Here is a 19,117-nt window from a genome sequence, read left to right as displayed (position 1 = left end):
GGATAGGAGGCTCAGGGACGGTGGGACTCTACTCGCCCTCCGCAGCTCGGCGCCGAAGGTCGTCGATGTAGTCCGCTCGGAGCACGTGATTGCAACGGGGGCGCTTGCCTGCGTTGATGTCCTCCACGTACTTGGCCAGGTGTTTAGGGTTCTTACCGGACCACCCGTTTGCGAGGGCCCAGCCCTGCATCGCCACACCATCCATTCGGATGCCAGCGTCATGAAGTGCGAGCAGGGTGCTCACGACCTTGTCTTTCTCGAAGCCTGCCGAGATGGTGTTGTTGTGGTTGACCGTCAGGGTGAGGCTCTTCATCTCCTCAACAACAACGGGGTCCAGCTCGGGTGTCGAGCCCTCCCATGCCGAGCCATCACCGAGGACCGTTGGCCTTGCGGCTGATACCCACGGCCTGATCGCATCCTCGTTCCAGGCGATAACGCACAGCGCCCGGATTTTGTGGCCGCCGTACCGCACCAGCTTCCCGATGTCGTCCATGCCTGCCCACGCCATCAGCACCGGGCCTTTGCCACGGACGGACCCGCCGCCCCTGCCGATGACATGCTTGACGTTGGAGTGCCGATTCACGAGCTGTTCCAGCTGCGAGGCAGTCTGCAGGTCAGACTTATACCCGGTCCATACGGTCAGCGTGTCGCCGTCCTCCAAGTGCTGGCAGCACCAGTCGATGGCCGCGTCCACTCCCTCTTCGTCATGGCTAGCAACCGCTGTCGGATAGTCCACGTCGCGATCGAACATCTCTGCCCCCTGCTCTTGACTCGGACAGCGGCAATGTATGCGCATGCACCGACAGAACTGGCTCGCCGTCACTCGTAGGCATCCGCACATCGGCATGAGAGTTCGACTCCAGCTCAGACGGAGCGCTTGGCAGCTCCAACGGACTGAGTGCGAACCGTTCGCGACACACGACCGGTGACGGTATCGCTTCGGTACCCTCCAAGAAGATCTCGGTTCGCTCGTGATCAAAGGAGGCCCGGGGGCATGCAGGTACAGGAGCCCACCACTGCGCATCTGAGCGTGTCCCTTCCCCTGACGCTGGACGGCCCTTTCGTGATCACCGTTGAGCACTCGGTGGTCGGGATCGTGGTCACCGAACGCGCCACCCTGACCCGCCTGGATCCCGAGTGGGACGTGCCTGGTGTCTACCTGCTCCTCGACCGCCCCGACCTCGTGGGCCGGTGGGGCGCCTACGTGGGCAAGGCCGCCTCCCGGGGACTGCGCAGCCGTCTCCGTGAACACCTCAAGGCCCGCGATCATTGGTATCGGGCGATCCTCATACGCCGAGACTCGAAGAAGACGCTGAACAGCGCCGAGGCCGGCTGGCTGGAAGGCCACCTCTACGACCTGCTGCACGCCTCGGGCCAGGTCCAACTGCACAACGGCAACCGGCCCCAGGACGACAGCATCTCCATCGAGGAGCAGCTCAGCCTGCGCACCTACATTCCCCCGGTGTTGCACACGCTGCACATCCTCGGCCACAGGCTCACCGCCACCCCTACCATCGCCGGGCGGCGGGTCTTCGACTTGCGAAAGAGCCAGCGAGGAAAGACGACCAGCGAGGTTGGCCGTCCTGTCGTCGCGACCTCGAGCCCAAGCGCGGCGACGCCGAAGGGGAAGAAGTCCACGAAGACCAAGAGCGACATCAAGTTGATCGACCTGGTTCGAGAGGGCCTGGTGCCTCCCGGGACGGTCCTCGTCCCCAAGTCGCGGTCCCACACAGACACAGCCGTGGTCAATCCCGACGGCAGCCTCCAGTTCCGTGGTACGCGGCGCGAGGCGGTGTCCAACCCCGCGCAGGAGCTAGCGGGGTACGAGGTGAACGGCTGGACCTTCTGGCGGGTCGAGACGCCGCAAGGAAAGGTGTCCCTCGATGCGCTCCGTAAGCGGCTTCAGCAGCAGCGCGCCGCCTCCGCTTCCTCTCCGCCCCAATGAAGCTTGTCCGATCCGGTCATCTGCCTCCGGTGGTGCAGGAGGTACGCCCCGGCCGCGCACATGTCCTGCACGACCGGGGCACACCACCTGCACCGCCGGGCAGCTATGCCCAGCCGTAGCACCTGCTCCCGCCGTGAATCCGGCAGGCGTACTCCTCTTCCTTGCTCAACAAGATCACCGGCAACTCGGTGACCCCTTCCCGCAACGCACGGGCGATACGGTGCCAGCCATCGATCACCAGCGCTCCACCCCGGGGTGAGGCTGGTACGGCGATCAACGGCTCGCTCAGGTCCACCAGCTCGGCGTGCGCCTGGTCGACGTCGATCAGGGCGAGCAGACCGGCCCAGTGACGCGGCCGCAGGTGCCCACCCGGGTGACGACTTGCCGCGTACTTCTTGGCGGCGGAAACGTCCCAGGTCCACCCCATCAGGCGGAATGTCTCGACCTCGGTCATCATGATGCCGCCCGACCGCCCTCAGTGGCTGACAGGAAGCGGTGGCCTGCCTCCAGGCCGGTGACGGACAAGGCATGCTCGAACAGGTCGGCGGCTGTGACCCCAGTCTCCGCCGCACGGGGAAGGGGTACGGCCCCGGGCAGGGCAGTCTCCACGTAGCGGGTGGTCCAGGACCGGACAATGCCGAGAGCCTCCTCTACCTCCACGTCGTACTTGTCGGTCTGCATGAGCACCATGTCCCACCACACGTGATGGGCCTGGGCGTAGGTCACTTCCTGCAGGACCGTGGACGTCAGCCGGTAACGCCTTTCGAGCTGGCGGGTCAGCTCGGCCGCAGCCGCTTCGTACTTGGCCCGGCTGGTGCGCTCGTTGCGCCGTATGAGTGCTTCCAGCGTTTCCATGATTGATCGCTCCTTGGTACGGGTGATGGGGCCGGATCGCCGCCCGGCCGCCGGTTGGGATGGGGTCAGCGGAACCGGGCGGTGGGAACCTTGTCGCCGCCGTAGATTCGGCAGTCGTATTCCTCCTGCTCGGTCAGGATGATCACCGATAGCTCGGCAACCTGCTCGCGCAGGGCGCGGGCGATCCGGTGCCAGCCGTCGATGATGAAGGGCCCGGCGTTCGGGATAGGGACGGCGATGAGCGGGGCCGAAAGGTCCACCTCGCTGGTGTGGTCTTCGTTTATCCAGATCGCGGATAGGAAGCCTGCCCATGCGCGAGGGGACAGCCGCCCCTCGGGTGTCCTGCCGTTGGCGTACGTCTTGGCGGCGGTGACGTTCCAGGCCCAGGCCAGGAAGCGGAACGCCTCGGTGTCGTCCCGGCTCGCGTCGGCGCGGGTGGTGGTCATGGTGAACGGTTCCTTTCTGGGAGGTGCTTCAGGCAGCCGGCCAGAAGAAGCCGGTCTCGCGGAGTTGAGGTAGGCCGGTTGACTCATTGGCCGGTCTGGTGCTGGCTGGGTTCGGCGGTAGCCGTCTCGGCGTTCGCGCGGCTGGCGAGGAGTTCGCCCGAGGCGGCCAGGAAGTGGCGGGCGACGGCCCGGGAGGCATGCGCGAGCGCGTGGTCGAACAGGGTTCCCGGCCGTGCGGCGGCCGGTTCGCCTGTCAGGTAGTGCCGCGCCCACGCGCGAACTCGCCGGACGGCGTGCGCGACGTCGACGCTGTTCGCGCTGATCTGGGCCGGGACGAATTCCCACCAGGTGCGCAGGGCGTGGGAGTAGACCGCGCTGTAGAGGGGCTCGGAGGTGAGCCGGTGGCCGCGCTGGATATGGCAGACCAACGCGGCCGATGCCGCGTAGTCGGCGTGCCGGGCGTGGGCGACGAGCTCAGCGACCGGGACCGCCAGCCCCTCGGCTTCGACGCCGTCCGGGGCCTCCGGCCCGGCGAACGTGTCCGCGAAGCTCGGGACGGTGGTCGAGGCGGTGGGAGCGTCCGGAGGCGCGGAGTTGTCCGGCACTACAGGACCGCTCGGCTCCCACAGTTGGGCGAGCTGCGGTCCCCCGGCGGGTTCGCCCGCTGCGTCGCCGGTGGCGGACTCGGTACCGACGTTCATGGTGGTCATGTCCTTTCTGGAACTGGTTTGCAGGGGCGTTCACACCCGGCGCTCCCCACCGGACGCACTGGTGGCGAGGACCGAGCGGCCTGCGGAGGTGGGGCCGGTGAGTGCCTCGGCGAGATGCCGGGTGGAGTCCAGGAACTGCCGGGCGGCCTGACGGCGGGCCTGGGCCATGGCCTGGGTGAACAGTTCGCCGTACGAGAGCTGGCTGGCATTGATCAGGTACGCTTCGGCGGCCCGGCGGCTCTCCATGATCGCGGTCACGATGTCGACCGCCTCATCAGCATCGATCTGGTTCATGACCTGCTGCCACCAGTCCCGAAGGTGCTGCGCGACGGCGGCGCGGGACAACTCCTCGGCGGTAACGCACTCCCCCGTCTCCCACGCGGACGCGAAGTGGCTGGCGGCTTCGTCCAGGGTGCGAGTGGCGTCGATGAGGTAGTCGATAGCGATCTGCTCGAACGGTCCCATGGTTTCTCCTTCGATCGATGCTCTGAGGGGCGTCGGGCCCGTGCTGCGACTGCGTGGGTTGGTCCGGAACCGAGGTGCGGTTTCCGGGGGGATGGGGTCCGGTACGGCCCCGCGCCGAGCCGTACCGGACGAGCAAGGGGGAGGTGGGGAAGCCGAGCGCCCGGTCAGGCGGTGAGCAACTGGAACGCTCGCGTTTTGATCTTCGAGTGGGCGTGGTCGTCCAGCAGCGCACGCTCGGCCCGCACGATGTCGGCCTCGCGGCGGCCGATGACAGGGCTGCGGTGATCCAGGCGCTCGGTCACCGCGTTGTAGGCCGCCCAGCGGGTTCCCCGGATCGACTCGTTCGTCGGCGCGTCGGTGAACAACAGCTCCAGCTGGCGCATCGCCAGCTCGTAGTTGCGGCGGGTAACGGGTTTCGCGTCTGTGGGCACCGGGTGAAGGGTGGTGGCGAACTGCCGGAACTCCTTCAGGTCCATCGGCGTGGCGAGCAGTTTTTCGGCCTCGGCGGCGAACGCCTCGCCGTGCCGCCACGTCAGCTTCAGCGCCTCACGCGCCTCGGCGATCCGGCCCGCGATATGGCCCGTGTGGCGGACCTTGAACATCGATGCGTGGTTCCGCAGCGCGGCGCGTTCGGTGTTCGCGCACACCACCCGGACAGGGGTGGCGACCGTGGTGAACGCGCCCCAGCCGTCATGCCGGGAGAACGCCGCCAGGTACAGGTCGACCCGATCGAAGCCGCCGACCATCAGCGGCTCGGGCAGGCGCATCGTGACGAACACGCGCCGTCCGCCGTTCAGTGAGCCACCTGTGTCGAAGATCGCCCCAGACTCGTCAACCAGAGTCTGCAGGAACTCGGCAACCTCCTCGTTTTGGACGATCTTGTAGTCCTTTCCGACCATGCCGAGCCGTTCCGGCTCGCCCGTCACCGGGTTGGTACGGACGACCAGGAAGTCCTCCTCTGCGGTCACGGGCCGCCCGGTGTCCGGATCGGTGACCGTGCCGACCGGCACCTTGCGGACGTTCCATGCGGCGAGCTGTGCGCGGGTCAGGAGCTCCTCGGACGTCATCGGGCCGGGAGCGGTGTAGCCGAGCCGGTGCCAGCCGGGCCTGGTCGCAGCGGCGAATCCAGCGGAGCCGTCGGCGAAGATCTCGATCTCGTGGGCCATGACAGTGCCTCCTTGGCGATGGGTGAAACCGAACAAACAGATGGGTGGGTGGGCGATCAGAGACGGCAGACGCCTGTCCCGGTGGCATTGGGCTGACTGGCCACGGTTGCCGCACCGGGGGCGTCCGCTGGGGCCAGGCGATACGAGGGGCATACCGCGTGCCAACTCAGGTACCGGGGCCGTGCTGTGTGGGGTGGGCCGCCTCGGGGACGGCCCACCCCACGGGCCGCCGTCAGTCGCCGGGGGCGGGGTTGACGGCGAGGGCGTAGCGGCGGGGGCGCTCGCAGGTCAGCTCGGCCTGACCGAGGCCGACCAGGCGGTCCAGGGCGTTGGCGACCGCGCCGGACGAGCTCTCCAATACCCGGCCGATCTCGTACGGGGTGAAGTCCTTCCCCGGATGGTCGAGCAGGTGAGACAGCACTCGGTCTCGCAGGTGACCGGGACGAGCCCCACCCGCGCTCGTACCGCCGCCGGTGCTCCCACGTCCGCCCGTTCCCCGTCCGGAGGGGTTGGTGCCGGTCAGCACGGCGCGGGCGTCGCGGTGCGCCTGCGGAGCCTTGGCCATGGCCATCTCCAACCGGCCCAACGCCGTGACCGCGTCCCCGTCATCGTCGAGCGCCCTGACTGCTCCGGTGATCAGGTCGGCCAGCTCCAGCAGGGCCGTCCGCGCCCATGCCCAGGCTGGGTCTTCAGTCTCGGCCGCATCCTCGGAATCGTCGGCCGGAACATCCGCGTCCGAGTCGGTCGTGTCCGAGTCGGACACCTCAGCGGGCGAGTCAAGGACCTCGTCCGGGGCGTCATCCGAGCCGCCGCTGTCCAGGCCGGGGGTGTCACCGGCTACGTCGGCTGGGGTCGCGCCCTCCGGGTCGGCCTGATCGAGGTGGCCATCCATTGCGGGCACCGCCGCATCGGTGGCCTCCTCCTCGTCCGCACTGCCCTCGTCGTCCACGTCGCTCACGGCGGGGACGTCCGGGTCGGCCGGGTCATCCGAGCCGGGCGAGTCAGGGGCCTCCTCCGGGGTGTCCCCGCCCGAGACGATCGCGCCATCGGCGGGGTACCAGAGGTCAGGGGTGCGGCCCCGGCCGTCGTGCCCGCCGGGAACTCGCGTCGTGCGCCCCTCGGCCTCGAACTGATTGAGGATCTTTCCCACCGTCACCCGGCTGATTCCGGCCGCAGCCGCGATCAGGGCGACCGACGTACCGGGGCTGGCCGCCAGCGCGGCCCATACGGCCTCCTCACGGGTGTTCAGCGCGGTGCCGGTGTGGGTGTCCGGGGCGTTGTCGTCCGCGTCCGGGACGGTAGAAATCGCGTTCGCGTCAATGTCGTACGCGTTTTCCGTGACGGTGATAGCGACCATTGGTAAGACTCCTTTCCAGCCACATACCGGCCCGCTGTTTGGCCGGTACGGATTTCGTGGAGCTCGACCATCGCTCGCATCAGCGCGCGTTGCAAGCGTGTCGCGGAACATTTTTCAGCCGCCCCCATTTCGGAGAGGCTCGCCTAACAAGAAGCTCCTCCACCTGCTGGTATCCATCCCGCCGAGGTGTGGCTTCCAGCCCGGATGCAGTCAGGTCGTCCCGTTGATGCGAATTCACCGAAGACTACGGATGCACTACCCAATCTTTCAGCTGAGACCGAAGGAGCTATGAAGCAGCTACCAAATCGACTTGACTGGACCGGCCCCGTCGAGCGTCCATAGATTCGCACCACGAAATAGCCGCCGGGTGTATTCAGCGGTGCGACAGGGACCGAAAGGGGGCGCACGCATGGAACGGGCCGCGATCACAGTGGACGCGACGCACGTACGCGGACTGAACATCTACGGCCACGGATGGGCGCTGATGCGGAGCGGTGACGATGTCCTGCTCACGCGTCCCGAAGAGGGCGATGACGACCGCCTGCCAGAGGTAATCATCTACGAGGGACTGCAGCACATGCGGTGGCTCGCCGACGAGGGCAAGCCGCACGGCGCAAGGATCGCTGAGCTCGCTGGGACCGCCCGCATCACCCCAGGCACCGGCCCAGGGTCCCGCAGGTCCCTTGCGTGCACGTGTGGAGGCCGTACCGCATTGCGTCCAGGGCGATCACGCCGTCCCCCCAGCGCAGACAACCGGTCACAGGCCGAGATGGGGGCTGCAAGCGCGCAGACCGGGCGAGCTGGCGGCGGGGCTCACCCGTTCGTCTCGGCCGGCGGTCCGGCCGCCGGCCGGCCCAAGGCCAGCTCGGTAGAGAGGGAAAGCGACGTACGGCGGGAACCACCGCGGATTCAGATGGCCCGCATCCGTACGGCGCCGCACGTATTGGTTTGTCGCCCGTAGGGCGAGTCTGGCGGAGCAACGCATCGCCCCATACCGCGTCCACCTGCGCGAACACCGGCCCGGTGTCGATGTGGTCCAAGCGGCTACAGCGAACGCAACGCCAGCGGCAACATGGGACACACCAGAGAACGCCGCAGGGATGAGACGGGCCGCGTAGCGAAATCCGCTGGCGTCCCGGACAGCCTCTCAACCGCCCACCACCAGAACGCGAAGCTCGAGCGCCTTGGCGGCCTCACGCACGAAACGGTCGTCAGGGATTTCCGCGCCCGAGGGCCGCGGCAGCGGGGTTCGGTCTCCGCCGTGCCCTGGCCCTGCGGCACCATCGAACATGCCGCTACAGCACACTGCGATCGCTCCATGACATCGACGCCCACCTTCACCCCGGCTGTCAAGCACCCGTCCGACCACGGCGACGGCGGCCGGGCTGCCGGGCCCGCCGCGTCGGCACTAGCGGAACCGCTATACGGGGCCACACGCCCGCGATCGTGGGCGAGCATGTCATTGCCCCAGGCAGGACATCGTCGGCCGTCATAGGCCACGTCGTGGCCAGCGCGGGCACGACGGGGGGATCAGCGGGCGCAGGCGGCAATCCGGCCCGCAGCCCCTTGGGGGTGTCGGCGGTGACCATGATGGTCTTCCCCCGGACTGCGACCCACACCTTGTGGAGAACGAGGAAGCCCCAGTTCGGGAACTCCTTCCGCAACTCCTTCAGCTCGCGACGAATCACCTCCTCACTATCCGGCACCGGTCCTGGGCTCGAGCCCGGCCACTGGGTCCGCGTGCTCCAGGCCATCATGCGGTCCGCGCGCTCGCGCCGCAGTTCAAAGCGAGTTGCGCCCAGACCGCGTGCCCGGTGGTCGCATCTCCTCGTACCCCGGATCGTGCGGCAAGCTGCCGTACCCCGCGCAGGCCGTGCCCGTGCTCGCCGATGTCCTGCCCCGGCCTCCGCGCTTGAACAGCAGGGGTTCCTCCGCCACCGAGGTCATAGACAGTGATACGAGCCATGTGCAGGCCGCGCAGCACCTCTACCAGGAAGAATCCCCCCGGCAGACCCGAGCGCGAGTGCAACAGGGCATTGGCGGCCAGCTCTGCCGTGACCCATTCGGCATCGCAGGCTCGGGGAGTGTCCTCCAGCAGCAGGCGCACCATCTTCCGGACAGCCGTGACCTGGTCCTCCCGCCCGGGGAATCGCCTGCGCCACAGCATCGGCCCGTCGAGCCCGCTCCACCACCGGCGGATCAACGCGGGGCCAGGTGACAGGCCGGGAAATCCGGCCCGTCCGCAGTCGTCCAGCACAAGCGCGTCCGCGTTGTCGCGTCCGGTCATCGTCAGGGCACCTCCATGTCGTCCCGGCCGTCCCCAGGAAGGGGCCCACACCATGAACCAACTCCGCGCCCGAATCGAACCCCCACAGCCACCCGTCACCCGCCACGCCGAAATAGGCGTTGACCTGCGCCAACACACCGCCACAGCGCTGGGCGGCAGTGTCCCGGAGGATGGATCACCCCACATCGACTGGAGAGCTCGCAGGAAGGCGCCCTACCGTCCGCGTGGTTGGCCAGCGAACACCGCCAAGACGGGAGTGATCATGTCCGGGAAGGGCTACCAGACCCTGCTCGAATGCCGACGCCGCGGCTTCCACCTGCGCGGCCACGGCTTCACTGTCGACCAGATCGCCATCGTGCTCTCCCTCGACCACGACGTCGCACCGCTACGCCTCTACCGCTACGCCGCCGGTCTCACCGCCGCCCAGGCCGTCGCCACGTTCAACGCCCTGGAGTCCACGGGCGCGGCTCCGCTACGCGAGAGCAGGCTGTACGAATACGAGAGCTGGCCCGAGTCCGGTCGCCGCCCACCAGCACGTGTGCTGCGGCTCCTCGCGCAGATCTACGGCACCCACCCCGCCCAGCTCCTCGCCGCAGAGACGCAGGCGACCTACAGCAGTGGAGACCAAGAGCTCCTCCGCGTATGACCTCGATCCGTTCGTGGAAGAGAAACCCAGCAGACCGCGCCGTCACGGCATCTCTCGACATTGGCCTCTGCCGCGCAGAGGGAGGTCCTGGCCCGGCCTCCGGTCAGGACCTCCCCTCGTCATCCGCCGCTACCCGGCGAGCCCCCGGTAGATCTGCCTCGCCTGACGGCTCGGCTCAGCGTCGACCTCCCGCAGCCGCTCGGTGAACTGCTGGAAGGCCGCGCGTACGGCCGGCAGCCGTCCCAGCTCGCCATGGATGGTCATGATCCGGCACCACAGGACCTCGCTGTAGGGATCGATTCGGTCCACCGCGAGAGTCAGCAGATCCAGTGCGTGATCCGGGTCGGTCTTGTGCTCCAGCTCGGCCAGCCGCATCACCGCGTTCGTCGCCTTCCTGGCCGCGGCCTGCCGGAGCGGCAGGCACCAGAGATCATCTCGCTCGGCGAGCAGCGGCCCCTCATGGATGGCGACCATCTGCCTGAGCGCCTGCACCCGGGTGTCCTCCTCCGGTGCCGTGTTCGCCACCAGATGCGCCTGCTCGAACCGCCACAGGTCGATGTCGAAGAAGGCTGAGGCAAGGTGCCGGCACTGTCCAGTCTTGATCACGAACCTCACGCCGGTAGACAGCCCGGTCGCGCCACGCAGCGCGGCGTTGATGTCACGGACCCCGGTCTCCAGGTGCTGCGGCCCGTGTTCCCCCTGCTCAGGCCATAGGTGTTCAATAACGAGATCCTGTCGCACGCCGTCCTTGGACGTGGCCAACAGCGCAAACAGATCCCGGCCTTCCGTGCGGGTGAAGCCCACCTCCCGATCCGCTGCCTGCACACGGGTCCTTCCGAACAGCCGTCCGGAGACAAGCGCAGACGGCGGAACCCTGAGCTGCAGCCCCGCGGTGGTGGCCGACTGCGGCGAGACGACCGCGGCGGCTGACGTCTCCCCCACTTTCCCGAGGTCGGCCTCTATCGCGGTCTCAGCGTGTCCAGCCGTCTCTTCAGCAGGTTGCACAGCGGCGGCCGAAGGTTCCGACGGCTTAGCAGGTGCCTCCCGCTCACGCCCGAAATCAGCGTCGGGAACCACTGGCACCGGAAGCAACGCTCCGGGCACCCCCGCGACAGCGCCTCCTGTCAGGGCGCGGGACCGCTGGATGAGGACCGCGTTGACCGCCATCACGAAGACGCCGAACAACACGGCGGAAGCGGCGTGAGCCCACCCGGCAGCGGCGCTTGTTCCACCGGTCCTATCCAGATGCACCGTCAACCCCGAAGGCCGCTGCCGAGGAGCAACTCCTCCGGACGAAGGCCGAGGCTGCGCGTAGGGCGTAGACGGCACGGGCGCCGGCGACGAGGTGAACGTTCCCTGGCGTCGGCCCCGAGCAGGAGAGGACGGCCGCAGGAATTCACGTTCCTGCTTCTTTCTCGGCTCGGCGGCCTTGGTCGTAGCAGGTTTCGTAGCGGTAAGCGAATGACGGACATGCCCCTGCAGATTGTGGCGGGGCTGCGGATTGGGACGTGTTCTGGGCCGAGTATCCCTTGGGCCGCGCGCCCCCTTGGCGTTCTGTCGCTTCGGCTCCGTCGCCTCCACATCAGATCTCTGCCCAGGCGAATTTGAGGTTTCGGCTATCGGCTGGCGCCTCGCCTTCTCCAGCAGGCCCCAGTAGTCAGGGACACGCCCTTTCGCGAGTTCCTCTTTGATCAGAGCGCACCACTTGTCAGCGTCGTAGTACCTCTGCGCCTCCGCGGATATCGTCGCATTGCACCACGGTTCCCGGGAAGATGGCACAGCCGCCCCGGCCAAGCAGCCCAGTATCGCAGTCCAGCCAGCGACGCCGACCCCGATTGCCAGCGACAGGCGCTCAGCTTTCCCCTCGGACGAAGTAACTTTCCATAGGACCACTCGTCACCCCCGAAAAACGGGCTTCGCCATATGTGACGCTCACCGGCGATCTACCCTGCAGAGATGACCTTCAAGAACTGCGGACGATCAAGAATTTCTAATGACACATCGCTTTTCAGTCACACACCCAACGATTATCAAATCACACAATCCACACATCTTTCTCATGTTACCCAAACAGTCTCGCGCTCGACTGCGGCTAGTGAGGAACCGAAGGGACTGCGTTCCCATCAACCCGGCACGACCAGCGATGGGGAGAATTGGCGCAAGCCAATTGGCTTACCCTTCCCTTTGTCCGCTATATTCTATTCGCGAGATCAACGCTGGCCGTTTCCGCCCCCGCCTCCGATGCCTGACCGTCGCGTCCCTGACCTGTAGGCGACTCCCGGAAGCGGCTGGGTGCGGGAGCGACCGAGTCATGCGCGGGGGCAGCACCCCCAGGAATACTGATCAGGCCAGATGGTCAGGCGCATTGACCCGGAGACGGAGCAGGCCAAAGGTGCGGGGCTGTGGCCGATCCCCCCGCACCTGTCGTACGCGCGGCGAAGCAGGATGAACAAGGCGACGCCTGCCAGTCCCGGCATCTCACTGCCCCGCCGCACAGCTCACAACGGACCGGTCACCCGCTGGCGAGACCGGCCGAATCCGAGGGGTACTCGCCCTGCCCAGCCGCCGAGGTGGCGTCGATCGCGTCAAACGCACCGGCCCTGACCGCCCTGCAGAAGATCTCCCAGGTGTGCGCGCTGGTCACCAGGAAGGCGGACGCGGTGACGATTCCGGCGTTCCACAGGTCCCCAATCGTGACCGTGACGACGTCGCCCTCCTGCTGCGGGACGAACTGGCGGGCCTTGACCGCCCCCACGAAACGGGACCACCGCGCCAGGCTCACCCGCACGTATCCATGAGAGGCGTCGCGGGGATCACGCACGTACACCAGCGCGCCGCGCGGCTGATACTCCACCTCCAAGCCGTCGTACACGCCCACCCCGAGCGGACCCGGCACCGTCATGACGTACACCCCTCGCTGCCGAACAAAGCGTCCTCGCTTGCCTGCAGGGCCGACCTGACCCCTGACACCATGGGCGCCGCATCCGCCAGCTGGGCCGCCAGCTGCAAGCGGCCCAGCTCTCGCACCGACACCGTCTTCCGACGCACCTCACGGACACGAGCCCCGATCAGCCGGACGACCCTCTCTACTGCTGAAGCAGGGCAGAAGGTGTAGTCCCACAGGCCCCGGTCCGAGACCCGGCCAGTCCACCAGCGGAAGCCCCATCCCTGCGGGCCGAACTCCACCCACACGTTCACCTGGTCGGCCATCACCAGCGCCAGCCCGAACCCCGAACTGACCGTTGCCGAGATCCCCGCGTGGCCCAACTCCTCCCGTAGCCGGGACGCCGGCTTCCCTGCCGGACCCCTACGCTGCTCCATGCGTCGCACTTCTGCTGTCGGATCGAAGGCGCTCTACCACCGCTGGGTGCTGCGAGAGCCGCTCGGCCGCCAACTCCGGCGTCATGTAGACAGCCAAGCGCGGCGTGCTCCGCCGGGTCCCATCCGGCCCCCAAACCACCCACCAGAGATACCTTCCGTCCGTGCGCACAAGCAGGCCGGGTGCTACCGAGATCGCCGCCTGGCTCGAAGTGAGCACATGCGTATCCGTCTCCAGACCGCGTTTCAGCAACGCTGCCTGGAGCCGCTCAGCCGCGTGTACAGGCTCATTCCTGCGATTTTCGCCGACCCCATCACAAAGGCTGGGTGTGGGCTGTGATGAATCCCTAGCCTCTGCCACGCCGCTCTCGAAAGGGAGCCGCTGATGGCCGATGGGGAATCGCCTTCGGGGATCAGGGCCTTGCGGCCAGAGGAACGCGTTGTTCACAGATGATAGACAAACGGATCCCGCCTTGCACTGGAAGGGAATTCGCGTAGTCTTCTTGTTGTCTCGCGACTCTTAGTTCGCGGCATTTCCACGCTCTGCACGGCTCGAGTCACGGGCTACCAGTCCAACTGTTGCCGTCGATAGAACAAGCCACCAGTGGGGCCATCATTCGGCAACGTGGCGAGCCAGACGAAAGCGTCAACCGCCGCTTCGGGCGTTTGGTCGGCTTTCCCGTACGCGAGGCGAGTGGACACCTTCCCTGGCGATGCCGAATTGACCAGGATGTTGGATTCGCGTAGTTCGGCGGCCAGGATGCACGTCAGCGCGTTGACGCCGGCCTTCGAGACGCGATAAGCGGCGCTCCCGGTGCTCATGCGAGAAAGCTGACTCATGTGCGTCGTCACGTTGACAATCCGGCCGTATGCGTTGTTCTTCATCTCCGGAATGGCGGCCGTACAGCACCGCCACGCACCCATGAGGTTCACATCGAGGGTGGCGCGGACTCTCTCCATATCCGCGCTGGTGGCAGGCCGCTCACGATCGATGGCGACAGCGGCGTTGTTCACCAGCACATCCAGCCTGCCGTACGTGTAGCCGGTGTCGGCCATTGCGCGAACAACGCTCGCCGGATCCGTCACGTCGAGCTGATGGGCGGAAACAGAGAGTCCTTGCCCAGCCAGTTCCTCCGCCGCCTGCTCGGCGGCCTGCTCGCTGCGGGCTGTGAGCACAACGTGAAGGCCGTGTTCGGCCAGGGCGGAAGCGATAGCGCGGCCAAGCCCCCTGTTGCCGCCGGTGACTACGGCGACGCGCTGAATGTCTTCACTCATGCCGCTGATGTGATCAAGGGTTTCAACCGTTCCTGTAGTTCCTGTACCGCGGGGAGGCGACGGTGCTTGCTGAGCTTGTCGTGAACCTCAAGCAGCCTCTTGCGATTACGCGCGGAACGGGCGGATGCGATGTCGGGTATGGCCTCGCCGAGCAGTGTGCACGCATGCTCCACCTCCCCGAGGTTGAGAACGCTATCGGCCCTCCAGATGAAATAGGTCGCCCGGTCCCGGCTGCGCTCATCCGGCTGCAGCGCGAGAGTCTGGCCCAGCCAGCGGTCCGTGGCCTTGTAACGACGCATCAGCAAGTAGCACGCGGCGACCTGGGCGCAGTACTCGGCCTCGTCGAAGTAGGCGGCCCAGGAAGGCGCGGGCTCATCGTCCGCGCGGGACATCGCTTCCTCGGCCGCGACGAGCAGCTTCTCGCACTCGTTGGCTTCGCCTCGTGAGGCGTGCGCTCGCGCCTGCCGGATGGTCAGCATCGCCACCACGCGCGCAGGTGCCTGTCTCGCGCCGTCTCGGGCCGCCCGTGCCAGTGCCAATGCCTCGTCCAGCCGCTGGGCCTCGGCCTGCTGCAAGCTCATGGACTTGAGGATGTTGGCCCCGATACCCCGGTCTTTCGCAAGGTGAGCAGCCCGAAGAGCTGCGATCCAATACCGTTCGGCGGCGGCGTGGAGCCCGGCGTCGCAGCTCGCCCATCCGGCGATGCGTCCCAGCTCGGCGGCGACGGCGAAGAGCCGGCGGCCGGTGCTCGCGGAGTACGAACCGCTGGAGAGCAAATTGGTCACCAGCGTTAACTCGGAGTCAACCACCGTCCCGACGTGACCGCCGCCCAGGGTGTGATCGATGCGGCGTAGAGCAGGTAGCCGTTGCTCGAAGCAGCTCACCAGTCCGGCGTCCACTCGACCGCCCCGCAGCGCGGAGACGAGTTGGGGAGGCTCGATGGTCAGCCAGTTGTTGGCTACGGACACCGCCGTGCCGCTGCTGAGAATCAGGAAACCGCGACGGTCTAGCAAGGCGCCTCCAGCACTGTCCAGGAGGGCGAGCCCGCCTTCGACGGTCCACGGCGCGTCGGTGTCGATCCGCTCACCGATCGGTAGCCAGTCAGGCCACCGGAGAGTCCGCACCAACTCTGCGGGCACACCCAACTCGGCGGCCAGCGCGAGTTGTGTGTCCACGTCGGGCTCGACTCCCCAGTGTTCCCACCGCCATGCCTTTTCGCGGCGGTTCGCCGTGTTGATCCGACGAGCGATCACATCCACGAGATCTTGAAGCGTCCAGTTGCGTTCCCACCGAACGTAGCTCAGCGGATGAACGAGCCGCCCAGGAGGGTTGCTTGACGCTCGTCGCACCATGTCGACCTCCTTATTACGGACGACTGTACATCTATCGCCAGCTTTAGAAATGGTCTCAGCAGTCCGAAACCCGCAAAGACAACAGCGAGACAACAGCGATTCGCTGGACCGGTAGAACCGTCCGGGGTTCTCTGGTCTTGCCAGCTCATGCGTTCCGATGCGTTGTTTCTCAGAGGCGCAGTCAGAGCAGTCAGTGCCGATTTCTCCAGGTGTGGAAGTAAGTCCGGTTCGCCAGGTTCGCAGGTTTAGTCGATCAAGCTGGCGCGCTTGACCGAATGGCAGGAAGGCGGCTTTCGATGGAAGAATCCGTGCGAGCGACCTTCGAAGTTTTCTATCAGGTAGAACGAGCAGGCGCCGTTCGCTTGTCGGATGGCGGAGGCCCGTTCGGGTTCGATATCACTCGGGCCTTATTGGTTGACGACCTTCTGCAGGTCTATCGGTGCGATGCGGTTCTGGAGACGGGCTGTTTTCTCGGCGACACCACCCGCTACCTGGCGGCCCGGTATCCCGATCTTCCCGTCTACAGCTGCGACATCGTTCCCGAACACGTGGAGTTCACCCGCCGCCGGTTGGCTGCGGCAGGTTGCCAGAACGCCTTGGTGTCGTGCTCTGACTCCCCTGCGCTGGTGGAAACGATCAGCCAACTGTACGAGCGGCCGCTGATCTATCTGGATGCGCACTGGGAGGATCGCTGGCCCTTGGACGCCGAGCTCGCAGCCATCGCGAGGGGCGTCGTTCTGGTCGACGATTTCGACATCGGCCACGCCCGGTTCTCCTTCGACATCTACGGCGGGCGTCCATGTGATCGGTCGGCCTTCGCCGTGATGCCGTCGCCGCCGGCGCGCTACTGGACCCCCGATCCGGACGCCTCGTGGCCGCTTCCCTGCCTTCAGGTGGGACGACGAGGCGGGACAGGAATCACCGTAATCGGCCTCGACGCCGGCCCACTCGATCGCCATCCGGCGTTGACCGGCCACGACCTCGTTTTGGAGGCATCCGCATGACGCTGGCCTACGACCTGTCCGACCCCCTGGCGCTGCTCGACGGCCTGCCTTTCCTGGACGAGGGGTTCATGACCAAACGGCTGATGGCCGCGGTCGCAGCGGCCCGTCATGTCACCGCGCAGGCGGAAGGCAAGGCGGATCGAATCACCGACCAGTCCATCGAGACCTGGCTCGGACCGTCGCGCGCACTGTTACTGGCCGGTACGCGGCCGATGCCCGCCATGCCGCTGGCTCCTCGGCAGAAAGGCCAGATAGCCGCGGCGTTGCAGGAACTCGGTTCGTTGATCCCCTCGTGGTCGCACCTGACCAGCCTGCCGATCCGGTATGCCCTGCTCCACCCCGCCAACGGCGCGATATCGGCCTCGTCCAGGGCGTGGCCGCAGCACATCCTCCTCTCCGAGGAGGCATTCGCCACCCCCGTTGAGCTGCGAGAGCAGATCACGCACGAGCTGTCTCACCAGTGGCTCTACCTGATCGAAGAGCTGTGGCGGCTCGAGGTGCCGTCCGCGCAGCCGGTCGCACTCCCGTCCGGCACCGCCAACCGCTCTCCCTCGGAGGTGCTGGGAGCGGCTCATGTCGCCGCCGTACTGACCCGCCTCTACTCAGTGGCAGGCGACGCCCCGGAAGGACGCCTGGAGAGGCTGGCGGACTACCGGGCCGGATGCCTGACCCTGTTGGACCAGATCGCCGAGGACCTGACCGATCTAGGGCGCGAGATCGCCCGTCATCTGAAGGAGGCCCATGAGTAGCATCACCGCCCCCGCTCGCCCCGGCGCCGGGATCAAACCGATGTCGGCGTGGAAGAGCCCGCTGTACATCGCCGATCTCCCCGGTGCCGCCGAGCACAACGAGGTCCTGCGCGACCTCATCGTCACGCGCACGATGACCGATCCCGAGGCGTCGAACTTCGGAGTGATCTCGGCGACCAAGGCCAACCAGGACATCCTCGCCTGGGCCCACCCGGCCGTGGACTGGTTCAGGGGCCAGATCATGAACGCCGTGTCGGCGCTCACCGCCGCGGTGCTCGGGGAGGCGGCCAACGAGGTGACGCAGGGCGTGATTGCCGAGGCCTGGACGGTCGTCTACGCCGAAGGCGGGAGCCTTCGACCACATACCCATCACGACTCAGCCTGGTCCGGCGTCTACTACGTCGAGTCCGGCGACGGCGGCGGGACCGGCGATGCTGGATACCTGCAACTGCTCGACCCCCGGCCCGCCGCCATCGCCAGAGAAGCCTCCGAGGGCGTGTACCGGGTCGAACCCGTGCCCGGGCGGATGGTCGCCTTCCCAGGCTGGCTGCCGCACTCGGTCCAGGCCACTTTGACCGGCGGAGGCCGGCGCATCTGCATCGCCTGGAACGTGGCCTACGACAAGGATTGGACGGGGATGAAATGACGACCCTGCTCGAAGCGCGCAACGAAGCGCCGGTCCAGTTCCTGTGGGGCACCAACGTCCTGGTGGAGGAGGCGGAGCTCCAGGACATCGTCAGACCCGACGTGCGCCTGTCCGAGACCGGGCCGATCTGCGAAGACCTCGACCCTGCGCTATTCGTCACCGACCAGGCCGCGCTGGAGGAGATGTTCCTGTCCGGGATGAACGCGGTCGCGAGGATGGACGCCGCCCCGCCGGTCGCATTGGTGAGCGTACGCGTCCAGGGCTGGCGTGAGGGCCACGGTATCCCTGCCGCCGCTGACACCTCCCCCTACGTCGGCTGGTGCTGCCTGTCCGCGACGGCCGCGCCCTCGACCGCCGAATCGGGGTGCCTGTCCCTGGCCGACCCTCGTGCGGGCAGCGACCTCACCGCGATGCCCGGACTGCCCTGGGGCCGTCAGGTCCTCGTCCGGCCCGTGCCCGGCGCCCTGACGATCGCCCCCGGCTGGCTTACCCATTCGGTCGTCCCCATCGAGCACGGTCAGCAGCTCGTCGTGGCCGTGGCCACCTGCTCCCGGTAAATCGACCGGGTCACAAAGGAGAGAAAGGAACTGGCACCATGACCCAGCCCAATGAGAGGGCCGCCACCAGTCTGCGGCTGGAGGGCCCGGGCCTCGGCCTCGGCCTCGATTCGGAGGACACCGCGGCCTTCCTCGAAGCCACCCGCAAGGGGCTCATCGCCCCGGAGACCGCCTGCGACAAGGGCATGCAGGACAACTTCGCCCTGCGAACCGCCACCACCGTGACCCTGGCGGGCTCCACCGCCTGACCAGCCACTGCCTCACCGGCCCCGCAGCAACCCGGCTGCGGGGCCTCTCGCGTAGCCGGGAGGACTCTCCCGCACCAACGATCACCTGTTT

General features: G+C 67.1%; 20 protein-coding genes. 7 read left to right on the top strand and 13 right to left on the bottom strand.

Translation table 11 applies throughout. The features are described 5' to 3' along the window. Positions 1-28 precede the first annotated feature (28 nt). Entirely contained in the window at positions 29-751 is a 723-nt protein-coding gene (locus tag HHX41_RS22390; protein WP_182907589.1) for a hypothetical protein, read from the bottom strand. A gap of 243 nt (positions 752-994) precedes the next feature. Between HHX41_RS22390 and HHX41_RS22385 the strand changes: the two genes are divergently transcribed. Next, positions 995-1,945: a hypothetical protein gene (locus HHX41_RS22385; protein ID WP_182907588.1), complete on the top strand. Its 951-nt coding sequence runs from the start codon at positions 995-997 to the stop codon at positions 1,943-1,945. Positions 1,946-2,048: 103 nt separating this feature from the next. Here HHX41_RS22385 and HHX41_RS22380 read toward each other — a convergent pair whose 3' ends face one another. The 8 genes from HHX41_RS22380 to HHX41_RS22345 all read right to left on the bottom strand — a co-directional run bounded on the left by HHX41_RS22380 (position 2,049) and on the right by HHX41_RS22345 (position 9,231). After that, complete coding sequence (locus HHX41_RS22380; protein WP_182907587.1) at positions 2,049-2,402, bottom strand: hypothetical protein; 354 nt, start codon at positions 2,400-2,402, stop codon at positions 2,049-2,051. Next, the gene (locus HHX41_RS22375; protein ID WP_182907586.1) at positions 2,399-2,800 is read right to left on the bottom strand and encodes a hypothetical protein; all 402 of its coding nucleotides are present in this window, start codon (positions 2,798-2,800) and stop codon (positions 2,399-2,401) included. The genes HHX41_RS22380 and HHX41_RS22375 overlap by 4 nt, the downstream gene beginning before the upstream one ends. Positions 2,801-2,865: 65 nt before the next feature. After that, a complete protein-coding gene (locus HHX41_RS22370) occupies positions 2,866-3,246 on the bottom strand; it encodes a hypothetical protein (RefSeq protein ID WP_182907585.1) in 381 nt (126 codons plus the stop codon). Between the two features lie 83 nt (positions 3,247-3,329). Next, entirely contained in the window at positions 3,330-3,947 is a 618-nt protein-coding gene (locus tag HHX41_RS22365; RefSeq protein ID WP_182907584.1) for a hypothetical protein, read from the bottom strand. A gap of 39 nt (positions 3,948-3,986) precedes the next feature. Further along, positions 3,987-4,421 carry a hypothetical protein gene (locus tag HHX41_RS22360; RefSeq protein WP_182907583.1) on the bottom strand — a complete coding sequence of 145 codons (435 nt, stop codon included), beginning with the start codon at positions 4,419-4,421 and terminating at the stop codon, positions 3,987-3,989. 164 nt (positions 4,422-4,585) lie between these two features. Next, a complete protein-coding gene (locus HHX41_RS22355; protein WP_182907582.1) occupies positions 4,586-5,587 on the bottom strand; it encodes a DUF932 domain-containing protein in 1,002 nt (333 codons plus the stop codon). A 232-nt stretch (positions 5,588-5,819) separates the two neighbouring features. Next, positions 5,820-6,944 carry a helix-turn-helix domain-containing protein gene (locus HHX41_RS22350; RefSeq protein ID WP_182907581.1) on the bottom strand — a complete coding sequence of 375 codons (1,125 nt, stop codon included), beginning with the start codon at positions 6,942-6,944 and terminating at the stop codon, positions 5,820-5,822. Between the two features lie 1,753 nt (positions 6,945-8,697). Further along, entirely contained in the window at positions 8,698-9,231 is a 534-nt protein-coding gene (locus HHX41_RS22345) for an ATP-binding protein (RefSeq protein WP_182907580.1), read from the bottom strand. A gap of 262 nt (positions 9,232-9,493) precedes the next feature. Here HHX41_RS22345 and HHX41_RS22340 point away from each other — a divergent pair, with 262 nt between their 5' ends. Continuing rightward, positions 9,494-9,877, top strand: a complete 384-nt coding sequence (locus HHX41_RS22340; RefSeq protein WP_182907579.1) for a hypothetical protein — start codon at positions 9,494-9,496, stop codon at positions 9,875-9,877. Between the two features lie 129 nt (positions 9,878-10,006). On the opposite strand, the gene HHX41_RS22335 is transcribed toward HHX41_RS22340, so the two are convergent. The 4 genes from HHX41_RS22335 to HHX41_RS22320 form a co-directional block, all read right to left on the bottom strand. Further along, a complete protein-coding gene (locus HHX41_RS22335; RefSeq protein ID WP_182907578.1) occupies positions 10,007-11,065 on the bottom strand; it encodes a BTAD domain-containing putative transcriptional regulator in 1,059 nt (352 codons plus the stop codon). 1,324 nt (positions 11,066-12,389) lie between these two features. Then, positions 12,390-12,779 (bottom strand): hypothetical protein, encoded by a 390-nt coding sequence (locus HHX41_RS22330; RefSeq protein WP_182907577.1) that lies wholly within the window; start codon positions 12,777-12,779, stop codon positions 12,390-12,392. A 980-nt stretch (positions 12,780-13,759) separates the two neighbouring features. Then, complete coding sequence (locus HHX41_RS22325; RefSeq protein WP_150936447.1) at positions 13,760-14,470, bottom strand: SDR family NAD(P)-dependent oxidoreductase; 711 nt, start codon at positions 14,468-14,470, stop codon at positions 13,760-13,762. Then, positions 14,467-15,822, bottom strand: coding sequence for a transcriptional regulator (locus HHX41_RS22320; RefSeq protein WP_182907576.1), 1,356 nt, complete (start codon positions 15,820-15,822; stop codon positions 14,467-14,469). Before HHX41_RS22320 ends, HHX41_RS22325 begins: the two co-directional genes overlap by 4 nt. Before the next feature lie 296 nt (positions 15,823-16,118). Between HHX41_RS22320 and HHX41_RS22315 the strand changes: the two genes are divergently transcribed. The 5 genes from HHX41_RS22315 to HHX41_RS22295 are packed head-to-tail and all read left to right on the top strand — an operon-like array spanning position 16,119 to position 19,026. Then, a complete protein-coding gene (locus HHX41_RS22315; RefSeq protein WP_182907575.1) occupies positions 16,119-16,826 on the top strand; it encodes a class I SAM-dependent methyltransferase in 708 nt (235 codons plus the stop codon). Beyond that, positions 16,823-17,575: an aKG-HExxH-type peptide beta-hydroxylase gene (locus HHX41_RS22310; RefSeq protein WP_182907574.1), complete on the top strand. Its 753-nt coding sequence runs from the start codon at positions 16,823-16,825 to the stop codon at positions 17,573-17,575. Before HHX41_RS22315 ends, HHX41_RS22310 begins: the two co-directional genes overlap by 4 nt. Further along, complete coding sequence (locus HHX41_RS22305; protein ID WP_182907573.1) at positions 17,568-18,221, top strand: TIGR02466 family protein; 654 nt, start codon at positions 17,568-17,570, stop codon at positions 18,219-18,221. Before HHX41_RS22310 ends, HHX41_RS22305 begins: the two co-directional genes overlap by 8 nt. Next, positions 18,218-18,778 (top strand): hypothetical protein, encoded by a 561-nt coding sequence (locus HHX41_RS22300; protein WP_182907572.1) that lies wholly within the window; start codon positions 18,218-18,220, stop codon positions 18,776-18,778. The genes HHX41_RS22305 and HHX41_RS22300 overlap by 4 nt, the downstream gene beginning before the upstream one ends. A gap of 38 nt (positions 18,779-18,816) precedes the next feature. Continuing rightward, positions 18,817-19,026 carry a hypothetical protein gene (locus HHX41_RS22295; protein ID WP_182907571.1) on the top strand — a complete coding sequence of 70 codons (210 nt, stop codon included), beginning with the start codon at positions 18,817-18,819 and terminating at the stop codon, positions 19,024-19,026. Positions 19,027-19,117: the final 91 nt, after the last annotated feature.

Origin of the sequence: Microbispora sp. H13382, from assembly GCF_014161445.1 — a bacterium.
GTDB lineage: Bacteria > Actinomycetota > Actinomycetes > Streptosporangiales > Streptosporangiaceae > Microbispora.
This window is presented reverse-complemented; position numbering and strand designations above follow the sequence as displayed.